Genomic DNA, 17552 nt, shown 5'->3' on the forward strand with positions numbered 1-17552 from the left:
GAAGCCTTCGAGTGGCTCAAGGTTAGCCACGTTATCGGCAACGCGCGCAACCAAGGGGGCCGAGCTAGCTCGCCCTGTCGCCGGTTTACCCATCTGACACTCGTCGCCATAACACCCAATCGATCAACCTTGGCTCTAGCAGCGACTACGCTACAAAAGGCCTGATGGCCTGCAGCCTATTTCAAGGAAGATCAAAATGAGAATCGCCACTTTTTTTTTAACTTCTTGCCTAACGTTCCCTTCAGCTGCAGGTATGCAGCTGGATTACAAATGGTCGTATGATGATGATTCAGAGTACTCCATCATTTCCTCTATTGAGACCGGGCCTACCGTCCAGGCAGTTATTCGCCGCGTAGGCTCTTACTTTACCTCCTACACCATGATCGAGATCGACTGCACTACTAGGTACGTACGCCAAATGGGATACCACAGCAGCGTTGTAGGTGCTCAAGCTGCTAAGTACGACCTTCACAGCCGCTTTATCGAGGGAATGCTTGCCCACAAAGTACACGCGGTGCTGTGCAGAAGCTCACCTATGACGGAGGAACACTTAACAAACCTACCTGCCGAATAGGTCCCACCTAGTCGTCAGTGATATTAACCCGTTACCGACACGCTAAAACTGCTGCGACAAGCTCCCGCTCATAGCCCATGCGCTGCCGGCGCTCAGCCAGCAGCGCCCGGACTTTCACCTCGAGCGAGTCGGACTTCTTAAGCCCATCAGCTGCCCAGAGCGGTGCCGCCACCTCCTCGGTCTTGCATGGCACCTGCACGGGAATCTCCACCCGGACCGTTCGAATCTCAGGCTCACGACCGGCGCATCCCGCCAGCGCCAGCACACCAATCAGCAGCATCGCCTTCATAAGCCAAGCTCCCGATCGATGATGGATTCAGCCGCGGTGCACTGGGCGCCGCCGGTTCGCTCCTGCAGGAGGCGATTGGCTACCGCGTAGTCTGGCTGGGCCTCTTCCCTGGCCTTATCCTGCGCCAATGCGGCATTCCGCTCCCGCAACTCAGCCGCCAGAACAAGCTCACCCAGCTTCCGGCCTTGCTCGCCGGCCAACGATTCTAGGTTGTCACGGGCCAGAGTGGCCCGGGATAGGTCTTTGTTGGATGCGTCCAGCAGTGGCCTATAGTGGGCAGCAGCCAGCCACCCACCGAACCCCGCTCCTACGGAGAACAGCAGCAACGCCAGCGCGCCCAGGACCAACAACTTCAGCGTGGCGGGACTCATGGCACATCCTTGAAAAAGATGTGGTGCCGGAGGCGGAAAGTCTGGGTGGCGTCCTTGGCCCAGATCGGAGGATTCGGCAACGTGGTCGCGTAATAGTGGGTCGCGCCATTGGTGATATCAGGCTCCGCGCCGGAGATCACCAGATCCGCCGCCCGCTGTGCCTGGGCGAACTGCTTCGGCGGGATTGGCTTGGCTCCGCTCAAATAGGGATAGTTCGGGTCGTTCTTGTTCCAGCAACTGAACTGGTAGGGTTTAAGGCAAACCCCTGCATAGCCCTCTCCCCACCAGGAGCGGTCCTTGCGATCATTCACGCGATTGCGGATTACGCAGCCCACGGCAACCTGGCCGGCCAGCCCCTCCCCGCGGGCTTCGGCCCACAGCGTGCGCGCGAGGATGTCGCGATCCTTTTCTGTTGTAGTCATTTACATTTCTCCAGGCAAAAAAAATCCCGCTCTGGGCGGGCTTGGAATTGGGTTGGGCGAGATGAACGAGTTAGAAGCCGGTAACGTCTGCGACCATAATCACGGGCATTGGCCCAATCGGTGAATTGGCAGGCGGGCTGGTTGTCGGCGGCCCTTGATTCGCTAGAAGCCCCGACGTGACAGTTCCACCTGACACCCTGACCGACCGAATCATCACCATGAACGCGAGATTTTGTCCTACCTGATTCTGGCGATATCGCGTGTCATAGTTGCTGATTCCACAGGCGTAGGTACGGCCAATCGCGACCGGCAGTGAGAACGACTGCGTGTCCGAACTGGTTTCATACACTGCGGAAATCCTGAGGATTTTGTTGTTCGAGTCGAAGGTGAGGTTTCCCGCCGAGTCAAAAAGCTGCAAGCCACAACGTGACGGGACAACAGGAGCATCGCCAAAGCAGTAGCAAACGACGCTATTGGTAGTATTCGACCAGAACTCGTAATCAGCAGTGCTGGCAGTAAGAACAACGCTCCTAACTGCAATGGACGATGAAGCCGCCGTCTCACCGAAGAGGACAAACTTGGTTGCCTTGGGCAGGCTTAAAGCAGCCCTATAAATGGTCGAGCCACGTGTCCAACCAGAGATAGTGAATTTGCCCAAAAACGAAACCGTCAGGACATCTGAATCGATCTGAAGGGTGTTGGTGTCCCTGAATACCTGAAGCCCTATTGGCATCTACCTAACTCCATAGAAAACCTGGCACCCGACCCTAGGGGCATTCGCAGTGGTGCCCTGCCCCCGGAAGTCGGAAAAGCTCCACGAAATGGTGGTCCCATTGATGGTGATGAACGGCACGCAAACAACCGTGGTATCGCCCCCACCTACCCCTTTTGCAGAGAAAAACCATGGGCTTCCCCCTGCAAATCCAGGCACAAAAACAGAACCATTTACCGTTCCGGTGAAAAACGATCCTAGGTATCGCCCCGTGATCGTGTCGGTTGTGAAGGACACCGAGCCGTCAGCGTTGTAAACCTCTAATCCCGCTGGCATCACCAGATCCCCAGACGCACTCGAAGCTGCCCTGCCTGATCGAAGACCTGAACAACTTGGTTATTGATCGTGAGCTTGCCTCCACCCGAGACCGCTCCATTGAACTCAATTCCCCCCGTCTTGCTGAGCCTCCAACCCGACACCCCAGGGACATAGTTGGTTGATTGGATGGTATCGCCGATCTTCGCATTGGTGATCGATCCGTCCTGGATAAACGCCGCCTTGATGTAAGCGGTGTTGTTCTGCACCACGAACGGATAAAAGACCTCCGAAGCGTTGGGATCGACTATCGCAAAGCGGCTGGCTGCGATGAGGACTTGGCTGGTGATGATCCCTTCGTCGTTTTCTACTCCAACCCCGATCCCGGCAAGGTAGGGTTTCCCATCAACAGTAAGCTGGGTCTTGATGCTGTACATCGCGGCAAGCTCGCTCTTGAGAGCCTCAATCTCTACCTGGGCGCCGCCGGAATCGATTTTCTCAAGCAAGTGCTTACTGAGCTGGGTTTCCGTGATCTTATCGTTCAGGTAGTCCAGGATTGGCCCGGCATCAGCCGACGACTGTCCAAAGACTGGGCCGAAGAAAGCGCCCATATTTCCAATTCGATCAACCAGGCGTGCCCAGAAGAAATAGGTTTTTCCGGGAGCGAGTCCCATGATGGTCAAGTCAGTCTGTGGGTAGGTGTAGTCACCGAATTTGGTGGCATCCACGATCTGGTTGGTTTCGCTATACCAAATCTCCGTCCGTTGCAGATCCGCAGTGTTTACGCCCTGAGGAATCTCCCACTTCAGTTTGATACCGAACACGATCGACTCGGCAATGAACGAGGAGACTTCTGGTGGCGGCGTAGTCTTTCCGTTCAGCACCGTCTCCGCAGAGGTTGCGAAAACAGAGCCGATATCGAGCGCGTTGATCGCTCGCACCTTCGCCGTGTACCTGCCGGCGTAGATCCCACTGACGTCAATCGATGTCGTCCCGGTACGGCCTGCAAAGATCCAATCACCTTCGTCCTTGCGCCAATACACCTCGTAAGCGATTGCCGCTTCTGGCCTCCCCCAAGTAATTGTCATGACGCTGATCGCGCTACCCTGATCGACGAAATGGTCGTTAGTGAGTGTCACGTTCGTTGGCGGCTTCTGAACGCTCGGGGGAACGACGCTGATTGGCGGACGCTCGATACGGCTGCCGTTGTCGATTGCACCGTATTTGCTCGAGTTGTGCCGTACAGCATTGATGGTGAACTTGATTTCCGTGTCCGAAAAATCTTCCGCTACGGACATCACGCGAAACTGTTGCACCGCCAAGGCAGGTGAGTCGATTGCCCACATGGAGTGAAGCGGCGGCAACGCCTCGAGGCTTTCCGACAGCACGACTTGCTGTACCTCAGCCGGAAAACCCGTGGTATCAAAAGTGATGTTGCCGTTGTCCCACGTGATGCCGGAGCTGTCCCAAGTCAGGGGATAGCCAACGGACTTGATGGCTCGAGAGACAGCCTTGCCGTTGGGCATAATCAGGGTGATGGTGTCGCCCGGAAAGGCGGTTACATCCGCGTCGAGCACGAGAGTGTCGAGCGTTGAAGAACGTAGCCGGCCACCGATTCGGCGTCCAGCCCTGTCGTTATCCGCGATGCGGATAATCTGACCAGGCCGCGCCAAGGTGCCATCCAAGCCAACGGAGAAGCTGACGCTCTCCGTCTCCAGGCGGTTAGTAAGCAATGCCCATTTACCAACGCGCTGCGCCTGAGCCTGAGACGTGCATCCGGTAGCTGTGATTTCGGTTTGCTGGATGCCGTAACGAGCGATTCCGGGCTGGTCGTCTACGTACTCAACCTTCTGCCGATAAAAATCCGAAGGATCGTTCCAGCTCACCAGGGCAACGGTATAGCGCGTCTTCTTGGCAGATCCGGTGTAGTTGAATTTCCCGTCGATGACGTTGGCATTCGAGTAGGTATAAACAGGATCCTCTGGTATATCGGCCACGGCCATGACGGAACCAGCAGCCCAGTACGCCATCCCACGGAACGCTGTCGCCAGATCCTGGAGCACGCGCAGCGCATCAGCGCGAACCGAAAGGTACAGATTGCAGGTGAAACGCGGCTCGGTGCCGCCCTTCCCGTCGGGGACTGGCTGATCGCAATACTGACCGATCCGATACAGCTCCCATTTATCCACCTGCCCCGCGTTCAGCAGATGGCCGAGCCCATAGCGGAAATGCAGCAGTAAGTCGTAAAAAATCCAGGCAGGATTATCTGTCCAGGCGCTTTTAAAGGTGCCATCCCAGACTCCCGTGTAGGTGCGCGTCTCTGGGTCATAGTTGCTTGGAACCTTGATGATGCGGCCATACAAATCGAACGAGCGAGTCGGAATCGATTGAAACTGCGACGCATCGAATTGCAGGCCGACGATGGCCGAACCTGGGTATCTCAGCTTCGCGTCGATGATCTCTGTAATTGCCTCAACGTTGGTGGTGTCTGATATCGCGGAGCTGGTGGCATTGGCCGTCAGACGGATCACGCGCACGGTCCAGCCGGTGGTCGCGCTAGGAAGATCGACGCGGTGTGATCGTTCGTATTTTGTCGACGTCTTTCCGCTGAAAGCCGCGTCTAGCACGGACACAAAGGGACCGCCGTCGGTGGACAGCTCAATCCTGTATCGGACCGTGTATCCGTTGGTGTCGCCATTTGTGGTGTTTGTCCGTGCAAGACGTGGAGTGGAAAGTCTGATCCGGACTGCCGAGAGTTGAAGATTGGTTACCGCGCGCACCCAAGGCTGGTCGGAGCGGAGCTCAACACCGACGGCAATTTCGCTCTCCACCGCGGGGAAGCCCGAGATGTGTAGTTGACCTTGACTGCCGGTTCGCACCTCTTGGCTGACGCCGCTGAAGTTCAGCGTTCCATCCGGGTTTGCCAGCGGTGTTTCATCAAGAAAAATGGACTGCATGCCGTTCGCCAAGCCTCGAATCTCACCTTCACTCACCAGGTCGAGAATTCGCGCGAAAGCGGTGCTTTGCAGGTTGTCCGGAGCCTCAACGGAAGGACGCGGCTTCGACTCACCACCCTTGCGTCCGGCTATGGCTAGCTGGGTCATGACTTTCCTTTGGGCGAAAAAAAGCCCGCTCAATGGCGGGCCTCGTGATGGATGCTTCGGTTACATCTGGTCTTCGGAGTAAATACCCGCGCTGATCACGGCGCTGCCGACGATCATGCGGCCATACAGCAGCGGGACAGGGTTGCCTTGGACGCTGGTATTAACCGGGCCGTTGAAGCTATAACTGGGTCGGTTGTTTGGGCTGTCTTGGGTGCCCAGACCTTTTGCCTGGGGACTGAGCATTTGCATCACCCCACCGGCAACCATGGCAATGCCGACCGGCAGAAGCGGGCTGTAGACGAGGCCAACCACGATAAGTACGGCACCGATTATGGTTTGTAGTGCCCCGGCACGCTTTGAACCCTCAATAACTGGAACGATTCGGATGACATCCCTCCCCGTAGGCTTTCCGAGGTCGTCCTCTCCAATGTTCCTATTGCCATTAAAAATGGCAAAACGAAGGCCCTTATCCTTGCTCTCAAGCATAAATTTTTCGAAACCAGCAAACTGCTTGAAATAACCGATGATGTCGCGCCAGCCTGCTCCGGTCGTAATACGGTGCTCGCGCTTGCCAGTGATTTCAGCTAACTGCTTGGACACAATCACCGTTTGCATCTTCTCAAGCAACTGCGACATTTTTCCTCCGAACGAAAAAAACAGCCCAAGGCGGCTTTTATTATTGCGTGGTGAGTGATACATCCATGCTCATCATTTAGTCTTTGAATATCCTGAACTGCCGCTCCTTATGGTGGAGTCAAGTTCATTCAGGCCGCTTCCGCAGGACGATGCCGAGACAATATATGGTCACCTAGAGCCACACGGAATTACGCGGTCTCGCCTGAGCCGGTTTCTGCAGCTCGGCGTCCGTTGATGTTCACAGGAGTCTTACAGCCAGTGCTAACGCAGCCCTCACCGTGCGTCACTACCAACACAGATTTACCACCAAAGGGCGTCCTGTAATGCGAAAAAGCTTAGACGGCGGCACCGGATCGGCTTCGGTTGATCGGAGTCTGCCTGCTAGCGCAGGCAGACAAGACGACCTAACGGAGCATTAAGGCTAATTTCATTTCTCCTTCATAGAAAGACACGCCCTAGCACTATGGCACGAGCGGAGAAACAATCTCATCGGTGATTACTAGAGGGTCGTAATAGGAATTCGGACTGAACGTGAAATAAGCTGCACGCTTAGTATTTTTATTTAAGAGATTGTCACCTTTGTTAGGCCAAGAAGGATAGAGGGCCTCAGGGTCAGGTTTTCCGAAAATTTTGGTCAGATATTTTTCTCCAGAAACATAACTAGCCTTAGTTCCGGGAATGATGACCGCACTGTAGAAAACGCCATTAAAGAAACAGAGGGTTGCCTTATTTACCGGTTCCGCGCTGAATAAGCCAGTAAGGCCCTCTCCTTCGTAGCATACGTCTAGACCGTTCGCCTTAACTTTTTTCAGCGGCGATGGAACGTCAGAATATTTGCGGCCCAACTCGTACCCTAGCAGCTTTACCGAAGGAGTTCGATCTACGGGGATATCAAGATCGCCGACAATGAATTTGTATTGACGAGTCCCAACTCCCTGCAACTCCACTTCTATAAACAATTTTTTTGCGATCGAAACTGACCCGGCGAACGCCACTACCTGTGATGGGATCAGTTGTTTGCCATCTGTCGTCGCGAAAAGCTCCTCGGTGATTTTTCCCTCGTCAAATTTGACATTCACGTTACAAAAGGAGTTGTCGGCGGCGGGGCACCCCTCAGTTCGACCACTATTCAAGTTAAACACTACACCCGGCTTTCCATCTTTATCATCTAAAACCATTAAAGTAACGCTAGGTCCGTCGCCAGCCAGAGGGGATGATGTTTGGCTGAAGACTATAGTGCTTGTGCCGCGCATTTCGTCTTTGATTTCTGACTTCATCCATTCCGCATGGGCAAGAGATGCAATCATCGACCCCAACCCCAAAATAACCGACAGCAACGTTGCGCCTCTGTTCATCAATACCACTCCTGTGAAAGATGGCACCAAGATATCACCGGTTGGCCGGTGTACGAATCCCAGCACCGCAACGAATCGCGATGTAGTAACGCGATGCTTCGCTCACATGATTGGAAGATGAAGCGAAATGCCAAGCTATTTGACAGCTCACGAAAAATTTGCAATCAACCCGGGCAGGTGGGTCGATGACCTTTAACCATGTCCTGCCATGGCCCACCATAAACGATGACCTCGTTAGGATTTCAGGGCTGTTTTAGCAAAGGTTTTGCGTCCCGGTGACGCCAGTAACCAACGGTGACTTCAGACCAGTACCCGCCGTACACATCCCGCTTGCTGTCGCGGTTGTAGAGGTGATGAAGAATCGATCCGGGCGCCGGGTAGTGCTCTGGCTCACTCCTCAGCACACCGTCGGCCAGGTATATCCCCGCATGGTTGGGCACCGGTGAACGGATCTGCATCAGCACGATGTCGCCGTGCTGTGGTGCGGATACCTTTTCGAAGCCAGCCGCGGGCAAATTTTCGAGGTAGAGATTGCCGCCCTTATCCCACCAACCGTCTTCCCGCTCATAGCTGCCAAGATCGATACCCATCTCACGACGGTAAAAATCCAGGATGATGCTGAGACAATCATGCACACCGTGGACAAACTTGCGGCCAATCAGAGGTGCCTGATACCCAACCGGCGCGAAGCTCATCAAATTCCCAGCTCGCACTACACCGTCATCGCCTTTTCGCACTTCGAGAATGTGCCAGGGCAAGCCCGACGCTTCGCAGCAGACGCGATCAGCCTCACTCGGTGTGGCAGGATAATCGGGATGGCTGTGTACCACCGCGAAAATGTCGCCCCTGTCTTCAGCGGCTGCGTAATCCTCAGGCGCCAAGCGGAAATGCTCGTTCGGCGTCGAGGCGATGTTGCGGCATGGAACGTAGATCTCTTTCCGACCTACCCTCACCAACAGCCCACACGCCTCGCGCGGATACTCGTCGATGGCGTGTGCCTCGATTGCCGCTCTGTTTGCTTTGTTCATAGATCATGTCCGGAGCAGCCCCGCAGCGGGGAAAGAGCCATATGGGAGGGGGTTATTTTCGCCGAAACGTAGCTTGCAGCTAGTCAAGCGACCGCCGCACTTATCCTTGGCTGCGTCAGTGACGATGACATCGTTCTCGTCGGCAACGGGTGACCCGTTGTAGCCGCAATACGGACCTCGGTAGCCGCCACAGGAAAGCCACCAGCACACGTTGGCTACGATCTGTCTCCGAGGTAGTTGGACTCCAGCGAAATCCAGGGCCGTCGCCAGTTCGAACTGGACAACTTCGTTGTCCTCGGCAGCCTTGCGCTCGACATACCAAATATCTGGTGGAAGTTCTTCCTCTGGGTCCGCTTCGGGCTGCCCATCGAGATACTTGCCCAGGGTTCGATGGCGAATCAGTTTCGCGCCGACGAGATCTTCGAAATACAAAACCAGCGCAGTGATAAAGCCGTCAACGTTGCCCACGGAAAGAGTCGGCGTCGGTTGCGTCCCCTGCCCCGTCATCTCGAAGCCTTCAGCTTTAATCGGCCAAGGCGAATACTCTTTGCCCTGCCAAAATATTGAGGATTGCTGTGGGTAACCATGGAAGCGGTACAGCTCGGCGCCCAGCATCGTTGCATCGAGCTCAAAAAGCTCCACCCAAGCGCCAGGCTCCAGCGTCTGGATATCAGCCGTAATCGGCATGGAGTGTCCTCAGAAAAAATTAAAATCAGGCGAGTGGAGATCAGATGGGCCGTTTTGGGCGCTTTGCTTCGTCTGGAAAATTAGGGTGCCCTTCCTTCCAGGCTCTGAGCGCGATTCGATAGTCCCGCCATTGCCGATCTGTCCCAGGCAAGGCGGCAGGGTCAGAGTCTTCAAGCATCACGAGCTGTTCGGCCACGACGACCATCTCAGAGGATGCCCAATCCGCTTCCCTTTTCATCTGGATCTCCAGCAACGTTCTATCGGAGATTACCCACTCGCCTTTCTCCGATGCGGTGTAAAGCAGGGTCTTCTCATCATCGGGACGCTGACCATTCATTTGAATCCAACCATTAGGGCAGTCCCCACCCACCTGTTGAAAATTGCTGCCAATCTCAGCGTAAACGCACAAGGTCATGCATGGACTCTCCAGACTTTTAAGCGACAAGTTGCGGACGTCAGTCCTGTGGCTGTTTGTCCAAAGGGGTCGCCACTGGCGTTGGATGTGTAGCTAACTCGGCTCGCCCCCGTCTGAACGACCAAGGTGTTCAAGTCCAGTTGTGAGCCCTTGGTGCCGTAGCCGCCAGAGCTGTAGAACCAACCAGCATCGCCCCACTTGCCTCCGATCAGGATCTCCGCCTGTACAATCACCTCGTGCCCAGGGAACGGGTTGGCTACCGTGTAACGGCTGTTGATCGTCACCGTTGCGGGAGCTGCTTCTGTTCCGCCGTTCGGGTAGGCATAGGCAAATCCCACAGTCGCGTCAGTGATGGTCAATCTCCAATCGCTCCAGGCAGCTACATACCTGGATCGCACGTATTGCTCACCTGTGTTGTACACGGTGTACGTCTGAGTGGTGATGCTGCTTCCGAGCTGCACGCTGATAAGTGATCCTGCGGCTGCGACAGGGTAATTCAGGGCCAACGTCGCGTTAGCGTTCGCCTGCTGCATGTAGAAGCCTGTGGCCTGAATATTGTTAAGGTTCGTCCCGGTAGGAAGGTTGATCGCTGAGTTGATCCCAAGTGCAGCTTGAGCGGCTGCGAGCGTAGTCGCCCCGGTACCGCCCTGGGCAATCGAAAGCGCCGTGGTTAGTCCTGATAACGAGGTGATATCGCTATTGGCCCCTTTCGCGGCCTTATTCCCGAGCGAGGCTACTGCATCGCTGATTTGCCGTTGCAGCTTTCCTATGGCCGCAAGGATAGTGTCTGTTGCAGCCACCACAGCCGGGTTTGTCGTGAGGAGTCCGGTGAGCACGCTCGCAACGGTTCTGGCATTGGTCCAATATTTATTGACGCTACCCTCCGGGACTGCATCAGTCGAGCCGGGCGATGCGGAGAGGAGAATGTATTGGGTGCCGCTCCAGCGGTACTGATCATTGGAGTCAGCGGCGACATAGATTTTCCCCGTTTCGCCTGTAGCTGGAAAAGCGGACTCGTTTTCGAACTCCAGTACATCATCGACGTAACTGGGCAACTGACTGGCAGGGACGGTGCCGCTGTCATCCAAAGTGGCAATCCCATTGGGTTGTCCTTTTTCGGCAGCGACTGCGTCAGCCTTCGCCTGGGCTGCGTCAGCTCTGGCTCTGGCGTCCGTTGCTGCTTCCCCAGCGAGCGAGGCTGTCTCACCCGCTTTATCAGCGGCCAGCTGTGCAGCAGTTGTCCGAACATCGAGTTCTGCAAAATTGGAATTGATGGTCTCCCCACCCGAGCGGAGACTCTGACCTGTCCCGTCGTTAGCGCCTCCACCGATGTTGATCGGGACAATGCTCATGGGTGAAATGCCTGTTCAAAAGTTGCGGCCAACCGGTAAACACCACCGCCTGCATGCCGAGGTTGATACTCGCTGCACCGGACCAGCAATGATTCCCCGAAAGGCTCCGTCCAGCTAAAAGCCATAGCGCCTTTATGCGCATCCAGGAATGCCTTGATCTCAGCGATCCGTAACTTTGGTCCAGTGAATGTCAGCGGCCAAGACTGGGTTTTATTGTTCATCCCGTCCTCAGCGACCTGCTCGTATCCGTCGCCAAATTTTGCTGACTTGCGGCGAAAACTCACCGTACCGGAAGGCTCTTTATCCGGAGCCCAGGTGAAAGTTTCCATGCTGTATGTTCCTAAAACACAACCCCGTCGAAGCGGGGATTACCGTTTGTTGATGGCTTGCCAGATTTGGCCGCCAGGCCTCAAGTCGCGAGCAATTTGCTCTTGAGCGCCCTGCTTGGCCGCCCGGGCGTAAGCTTGGGCAACGGCCTGACTGGTGGTCTCATCAGCGCCTCCAGCACCCTGCCCATCCGGCACGGCGATGTTTTGCTGAATTACCACTTGGTTGGTGCTGGAACTCTGGCCGCGACCTACCGCCATTACGGCGAGCTTGCCACCTGCTGTCCTAGTCAGCGGCATGATTGCCTCCGGCCCGGCTTCACCCATGATTCCGGTCTCTCCGCCAGCCATACCGAAGGCGGTCGGCTTGCTGACTACCGAATTGGTGAAAGCCCCACCGTCGGCAAACATCTGCACGCCGCCAGCCCACGCACCGCCCTTGGCCTGAATGCTCCCCGGAGTGAAGCCCGACAAATCGCCGGAGTAACCAGCCTGCGTCGAGCCGGCAGAAGCAGGGCTGCCGAAATAGGAGCCAACAGCGGATGCAGCGATGCCAAACAACGAACTGAGCGCAGAGGACGTAGCCGCTCTGGCAGCCATACGAGCCATGTCAGCCAATACCGATTTTGCGAAGTCCGAGAACGACAGCTTCCCAGTCATGGCGAAGCTGACCAAAGCATCTTCCATGGAGCTAAAAGCATTGGTGAATAGGCTTTTGGTTTGTCCAGCCACATCACGCGCGCTGTCCAGATAGTTGCTGAACGCAGACGTTGCCCCGTTTCTCCAGTTTCCCTGAGCTTCAGACAACTGCTCGTAGTTGCTGAGCACGGTTTCGCTCATCTCCCGTTCGCTTCGATTGATCGCGTCCAGCTTGGCTCTGTATTCCTCAGCGCTCATGTTTCGCGCCTGGTCGGCCTTATCTCGAGCCAGATCTAAGCGTTGCTGATTCGCACGATCAGCGATGCCGTTCAGCTCGCTATTGATCGCATTCTGGCGGTCGCCAAGCCCGACTCCGTCTGCGGCACGGCTTCCAGCACGGCGCAGGGCGGCGTTCTGCTGATCCAACGCGTCGGTATAGGATTTGATGGCCTGGGCCTGCTTCGCAAGCCTCCCCTGCTCATTCGTCGCGATCACCTCAAGCTCGCTGTCAGCCTCCTTTTGCGCCTTGATCATGCTGGCTTTGGCATCGGCAATTTTTTGGTCCAACTGAATGCGCTGGGCGGCTGTAGTGCTGGCTTGGCTCTTCGATGCCTCGAGAGCTGCGATCTCCGCCTGGTAAGCTGCGGTTACCTCATCCCGCTCATTGCCGATAAGGGCTTTACGCTTGAGCAGATAGTCTTCCTGTGTGAGCAGGCCGGCTTTCTGCGCTGCTTCCAGCTCCCTCTGAGCGCTCTTGTATTCGCTGAGGATCAGCGTTAGCTGATTTTTCGAGTCGTTGAAGTCGGTGAGGTTGATGGACGACGTCGCGGTTTTCGGGTCTTTGTTCCGGTCCCGAATATTCTGGATTGTCTTCGCTACGACGGCTTCCTGAACCAGCGGGTCGTCGGGGTTTGCCCTGCGCAGCGCCTCGACCTCCCGCTTGTACTCCTTGATAAGGTCGTTGCGCTTCTCCTCGCTGGAAAGGCTGGAGTCACTGATAGCCTTCACGCGGATTCTCGCGTCGATGCCTTCACGCTGTCTCTGTGCGCTCAACCCCTGAGCTTTGGCGATGGCGTCCTGGGTGTTCTTCTGCTGGATGAGAAACTCCAGTTCCAGCTTTGAATTGGTCAGCTTGGCCTGGGCATCGGTGTCGTCCGGCATGCCATTTAGGGCACTCTGGGCCGCTGCCACACGTTGCTGCGCCTCGGTGATCTGGCTAGCCAGGGTCTGATCACGTCCGATGTTTTTTATGGCATCAGCCGTGGCCGAGATTTCTCCCTTTAGGCTTTTCCATCCACGCTCCCAGATTGAGAGGTTTTCCGTGACCTCACTGCTACGACTCTTGATGGTATCGACATAGGTGTCGGTCAGCAGTTTGGCCGCGCCGATAGTGTCGCCCTGCTCTTTCAGCGCGACGATTTGCGCATACGTCGTTGCCGTCAGGAAGTTGTATTGATCGTTGAGCTCTTTCGCGGCTGCGACTGGGTCTTTTCCGATCTTCACGAACTCGGCGATCGTTTCCTCCACGGCCCGGCCAGTGGCCTTTTCCATTTCCAGCGCCGCGGTCGCAACCCCTTCAAAACTGCTGCTCGCAATCTTGCCGCTGCTAGCAAGCTTTGCCAGTACCTCCGACGCTGCGCCAGTTGTGCCGACGGTTGCGGCCACCTGTTGCGCCATGTTGGACAGAGTGTCAGCCGAAGTGCCCGCAGCGTTTCCGGTAAGGATGATCGATTTCTGAAACTCGACCGCCTCTTCACTGCCTGAAACGAAGGCGTATCCGAGGGTAGCAACAGCCGCAGCGGCAACCGTGAAGGGATTAACAAGGCCGAGGATGTATCCGCCTAGGGCTCGCGCGGCGGGACCAATGCCGCCGAACATATCCTTGAGTTGGCCGCCTTGCTGGAGCAGGACAGTCATCGGAGACTGACCGCCCTGGAGCGACACGACGATATCAGTGAATTGAGCAGGGACTCCACGCAACGCAGCAGCCGTCTGCTTAGCCGTGTTACCGGTGCGAGTGAGCGAGTCGTCGAAGCCCCCGAGGCTCGCCCGAGACTGCTCAATCTTGGCCTGATACTCGCTAAAGGTGGCTGCATCGAGCGCGCCGAGCTTCTTCTGCTTCGCTAGCCTGCTTTCAAGCTCGTCCAGCCGTCCTAGGGCCTTCACCGTCGGATCAATCTCGCCGAGGAGCTCGCTCAGCTCATCCTTCTGCTTCTTGATCGATTCCGATGCCTTGTCCGCGCCCTTGGCAACACCCTCAGCGGCTTTTTCTGCGCGGACACCCGCAGCGGTGAGCCTGTCGAGATCGGAGCTCGCTTGCGCAGCATCAGTCGAATCAACCTTGATGCCGAGTTCAGCAATAGAAGTCATTCAGGCTCCGTTATTTCGATTCGCTCATCACGAGCAAGGCTTCTGCTTCCATGACACGGATGTCGTGGAAGGCTTCTGATAATTCGCGCCGCGTTATGCCCAACATGCTTGCCACTGGCGGGAGTGCGCTGTAGTCCAAGCCAGAGGCTCCGCCCATTCCCGTTCGCCACTGAGTCGACATTGCCTCGAACAGCAGGAAAGCCCGCCAGTTGTCCGGCCAGACCTCGTATTCATTCTCGGGAATGTCGTCTAACGTCATGCCGAAGGCTGCTAGGGCTGCCTCGGATGGCCCTGGTTCGTACATGACGCGAGCGGCGCCGGTTAGTTTCCCAGGCGGGCCGACTGATAGGCGTTTTGGTAGGCAGAAAGCACCGCCTGCGGCGCGCCAACGCAGGTGGTGACAAGCGCTGTCAGCGACTCATCCGACAGCTTCTCGTCAAAGGCCCAATTGGCAATGATGTCCTTGAGCTGGCCGACCTGGATGTCTATTTCTGCCACCGTGGCCTCATGCCAAGAGAGACCGTCCTCTTGGACCTTCTTCGCATGATCCTCACGGACGGCGTTCCACTTGTCGAAGTGAGCAGCCAGGGCCAGGCGATCCAGATACTTAAATTCGAACTCAACGCTGACCGGATCAGCGCCCACGCGCGGGATGGCGACCTTCGTTTTGAACGTCGGGTTTTGAGCAATCTTGATCTTTGCCATGACTTACACCGCCGCAGCGTATCGGGTTGGGCGAGCGGCCAGAGACAGCGTTACAGTCCGGGTCATGATGCTGTTCCGGGACAACGTCGGAGTAGACGTGATCGACACGTATGCGTGGTAGTAGATGACGGAGCCATTGGGCAAAGTCAGCCTCACAACGCGGGGCTCGCGATCTTCATCAGCCGCCTCACAAACCGCAACGTAAGGAAGCGATGGGTCATCAGCAACGGTGATAGCCATGCTGATCGGAGACTTCGTTGTCGGCAGTTGACGGTCGTCCGACTCTTCAAGGAAGCCGAAGGTGGTGAACTGCTGTTCGCCGCCAGAGCTGTTGCTGTCGGTGACTTGGCTGATTTGAGCCCAACCACTCGCAGCACGCACAGATCCTGCGCCCGCTCCAGCGGTATAGACCGTGGTGTTGGTGGTGTTGATGCCTTCCAGTTCGAACGAGCCTGCATCAGAACCGGCGACACGAACAACCTTGTCGTTCAGGCGAGTCCAACCCGAAGTAACCACCAGAATGTCGCCATTCGACAGGCCGTGCGCAGCGGCATTTGCCACCGCAGGGTTAGCGTTACTGATGGCAGTCACTGGAGTCGGTGGGCTGAATGTGGCAGCAATTTCAAGGATGGAGCCGTTGGGGAGAATGGCGCTCATGTATTTCCCTCTGTTTAGAAATGACAAAACCCGCTCAATGGCGGGTTCAGGGTTTGCCCAACGGGCGAATTTTGGATGGACTGCTACTCAGGAATTCGACAGCTCTCGTATTCCTCAAGGGGCAGTCCTGATGCGGAGCCAACGACAACACCGGTCAGCCCACAATGAGGACAACAGGCGTGTTTCTCGTTGTGCCACTTCGTGATTTGGTCCGGTTTCGACCATTGGCCGCAGGCGCTGCAAATGCATTTTTCGCTAGCGTTGATCTCCTCACGGTTGTTCCAACCATGATCGTCGGCTGACTCATCCAGCCACTGTAGGCGCGCCTTCGTTGCATCATCCATGGAGGAGTCCCGATTACGTCTATTCAGAGATGATTCTAGCGCGACGTCGCTCAGTAGGTGTCGGACCGATATTGGAACGAAGCAGATACCGTGAAACTGTTGCCGTCTGGAATCCCTGGGCCGGGCGCAACCGGCGTCATCACTGACACGACTAATCCGGCACGAGCAACTCGCAGATTCAAGGGGAACAAAGCCGCCAACTTATCCACGATGCTGCTTGCCTCGGTCCGGTACTTCCCGGACGGCGTCACAATATTCACCTGAAACACGCCGGTATAGAGGCGGTGATCGCCGCTTAGCGTGTTGCTGGCCGTGACTGACGGCAGCGTGAAGGCTCGGAGATACGTCTCGGCGGCGCCTGGCGTATATGCCTCGTTCTCCACCACGACCTTCATTGGCTTGGCTCTAGCCTTGGCCCAGGCAAGCAGGCGCGACTCCAACGCTGCAGCGATGATGTTGTGGCTCATACTTTATGGTTCCTGATGGCCTCCAGGACAATTTGCTGGAAACGCGCCTGAGTGATTCGCACCATTCCCCCCGGAGCTTGGTCGGAATGGCCGTACTCTAGCGGTATCGCATAAGGCAAATTGTTCACGATGAACGCGGTGGTTCCTGCCCGGAAGAAAATCGATCCTTCTGCGATGCGTGCCGTAGCTGTCGCTCCGGTCGGATCAAGCGCTCCTAGCGTCCCTTCCGATGGCGCATCGATGGACATCTGCCAATTACCACGGAATCGCCCGGTATCTACCGGAGACATTCGAATCAGCGAGTTACCGATTTCAATGATGATCTCGCGAAGGCTAGCGTCCACCGCCTCTTGGGCCTGTTTGGCAAACTCGGCCAGTTGGAGCGAAAAGCTGCCTCGCCGGCCTGCGTAAGTGTTCATGAACGGACCTGCAATTCGTATATCAGCGGCGTGCCGGCTGGGTTGACCTCCTTAACGTTGATCACCGTCCAGGTATTCCCCTGGATCTCGGCTGTGATCATTGGCTTCGGCTTCCAATCCAAGCCCACCGCCGCAATCTTCAGCTTCTTGTCGCCACGCACTATCAGGGTGTCGGCTTGAAACTCGAAGCCGGTGAAATCGAGCAGGATGCCCTGGGATACTTGCTCGAGGACGACCTCCGCGCCTTCCGGATTGTCAGGATCGTATTCGCCAGGCTGAACATCGCGCAGCGTAACTGCTTGGCCGTACTGTGTGATCAGCCGTAAGGCCGTTGCTGCCATCCGGTCGTAAAACTCGCTCATCGG

At 56.2% G+C, this 17552-nt stretch carries 20 protein-coding genes; 1 reads left to right on the plus strand and 19 read right to left on the minus strand.

Features of this window, described 5'->3' with window-relative positions:
* Positions 1-196 precede the first annotated feature (196 nt).
* Positions 197-574, plus strand: a complete 378-nt coding sequence (locus J3P92_RS16485) for a hypothetical protein (RefSeq protein ID WP_434606764.1) — start codon at positions 197-199, stop codon at positions 572-574.
* 31 nt (positions 575-605) lie between these two features.
* Here J3P92_RS16485 and J3P92_RS16490 read toward each other — a convergent pair whose 3' ends face one another.
* From J3P92_RS16490 to J3P92_RS16580, 19 genes are all read right to left on the minus strand, one after another.
* On the minus strand, positions 606-863 hold the full coding sequence (locus J3P92_RS16490) for a hypothetical protein (RefSeq protein WP_434606767.1): 258 nt from the start codon (positions 861-863) through the stop codon (positions 606-608).
* Complete coding sequence (locus J3P92_RS16495) at positions 860-1234, minus strand: hypothetical protein (RefSeq protein ID WP_434606769.1); 375 nt, start codon at positions 1232-1234, stop codon at positions 860-862. Before J3P92_RS16495 ends, J3P92_RS16490 begins: the two co-directional genes overlap by 4 nt.
* Positions 1231-1656, minus strand: coding sequence for a cell wall hydrolase (locus tag J3P92_RS16500; RefSeq protein WP_420765740.1), 426 nt, complete (start codon positions 1654-1656; stop codon positions 1231-1233). The genes J3P92_RS16495 and J3P92_RS16500 overlap by 4 nt, the downstream gene beginning before the upstream one ends.
* A 70-nt stretch (positions 1657-1726) precedes the next feature.
* On the minus strand, positions 1727-2389 hold the full coding sequence (locus J3P92_RS16505; RefSeq protein ID WP_434606771.1) for a hypothetical protein: 663 nt from the start codon (positions 2387-2389) through the stop codon (positions 1727-1729).
* A gap of 314 nt (positions 2390-2703) precedes the next feature.
* A complete protein-coding gene (locus J3P92_RS16510; RefSeq protein WP_434648307.1) occupies positions 2704-5787 on the minus strand; it encodes a host specificity protein J in 3084 nt (1027 codons plus the stop codon).
* A 60-nt stretch (positions 5788-5847) separates the two neighbouring features.
* Positions 5848-6423, minus strand: coding sequence for a tail assembly protein (locus J3P92_RS16515; protein ID WP_420765737.1), 576 nt, complete (start codon positions 6421-6423; stop codon positions 5848-5850).
* A 461-nt stretch (positions 6424-6884) separates the two neighbouring features.
* On the minus strand, positions 6885-7778 hold the full coding sequence (locus J3P92_RS16520; RefSeq protein ID WP_434606775.1) for a hypothetical protein: 894 nt from the start codon (positions 7776-7778) through the stop codon (positions 6885-6887).
* Positions 7779-8020: 242 nt separating this feature from the next.
* On the minus strand, positions 8021-8806 hold the full coding sequence (locus tag J3P92_RS16525; protein WP_434648309.1) for a C40 family peptidase: 786 nt from the start codon (positions 8804-8806) through the stop codon (positions 8021-8023).
* A 3-nt stretch (positions 8807-8809) separates the two neighbouring features.
* Positions 8810-9493 carry a phage minor tail protein L gene (locus J3P92_RS16530; RefSeq protein WP_420765734.1) on the minus strand — a complete coding sequence of 228 codons (684 nt, stop codon included), beginning with the start codon at positions 9491-9493 and terminating at the stop codon, positions 8810-8812.
* 40 nt (positions 9494-9533) lie between these two features.
* Positions 9534-9908 (minus strand): hypothetical protein, encoded by a 375-nt coding sequence (locus J3P92_RS16535; protein ID WP_434648311.1) that lies wholly within the window; start codon positions 9906-9908, stop codon positions 9534-9536.
* A complete protein-coding gene (locus J3P92_RS16540) occupies positions 9905-11260 on the minus strand; it encodes a hypothetical protein (protein ID WP_434648314.1) in 1356 nt (451 codons plus the stop codon). The genes J3P92_RS16535 and J3P92_RS16540 overlap by 4 nt, the downstream gene beginning before the upstream one ends.
* Complete coding sequence (locus J3P92_RS16545; protein WP_420765731.1) at positions 11257-11589, minus strand: phage tail protein; 333 nt, start codon at positions 11587-11589, stop codon at positions 11257-11259. The genes J3P92_RS16540 and J3P92_RS16545 overlap by 4 nt, the downstream gene beginning before the upstream one ends.
* Before the next feature lie 39 nt (positions 11590-11628).
* Positions 11629-14595: a phage tail tape measure protein gene (locus J3P92_RS16550; RefSeq protein ID WP_434648316.1), complete on the minus strand. Its 2967-nt coding sequence runs from the start codon at positions 14593-14595 to the stop codon at positions 11629-11631.
* 10 nt (positions 14596-14605) lie between these two features.
* Positions 14606-14854, minus strand: a complete 249-nt coding sequence (locus J3P92_RS16555) for a DUF1799 domain-containing protein (RefSeq protein ID WP_434606783.1) — start codon at positions 14852-14854, stop codon at positions 14606-14608.
* Between the two features lie 62 nt (positions 14855-14916).
* The gene (locus J3P92_RS16560) at positions 14917-15300 is read right to left on the minus strand and encodes a phage tail assembly chaperone (protein WP_165887409.1); all 384 of its coding nucleotides are present in this window, start codon (positions 15298-15300) and stop codon (positions 14917-14919) included.
* Positions 15301-15303: 3 nt separating this feature from the next.
* Positions 15304-15957: a phage tail protein gene (locus J3P92_RS16565; protein WP_434627692.1), complete on the minus strand. Its 654-nt coding sequence runs from the start codon at positions 15955-15957 to the stop codon at positions 15304-15306.
* Positions 15958-16351: 394 nt separating this feature from the next.
* A complete protein-coding gene (locus J3P92_RS16570) occupies positions 16352-16768 on the minus strand; it encodes a phage tail terminator-like protein (protein ID WP_434648321.1) in 417 nt (138 codons plus the stop codon).
* The gene (locus J3P92_RS16575; protein WP_434606792.1) at positions 16765-17187 is read right to left on the minus strand and encodes an HK97 gp10 family phage protein; all 423 of its coding nucleotides are present in this window, start codon (positions 17185-17187) and stop codon (positions 16765-16767) included. The genes J3P92_RS16570 and J3P92_RS16575 overlap by 4 nt, the downstream gene beginning before the upstream one ends.
* On the minus strand, positions 17184-17549 hold the full coding sequence (locus J3P92_RS16580; protein ID WP_434606794.1) for a hypothetical protein: 366 nt from the start codon (positions 17547-17549) through the stop codon (positions 17184-17186). Before J3P92_RS16580 ends, J3P92_RS16575 begins: the two co-directional genes overlap by 4 nt.
* Between the last annotated feature and the right edge of the window lie 3 nt (positions 17550-17552).

The sequence above is a fragment of the Pseudomonas sp. D3-27 genome (assembly GCF_051132165.1).
GTDB lineage: Bacteria > Pseudomonadota > Gammaproteobacteria > Pseudomonadales > Pseudomonadaceae > Aquipseudomonas.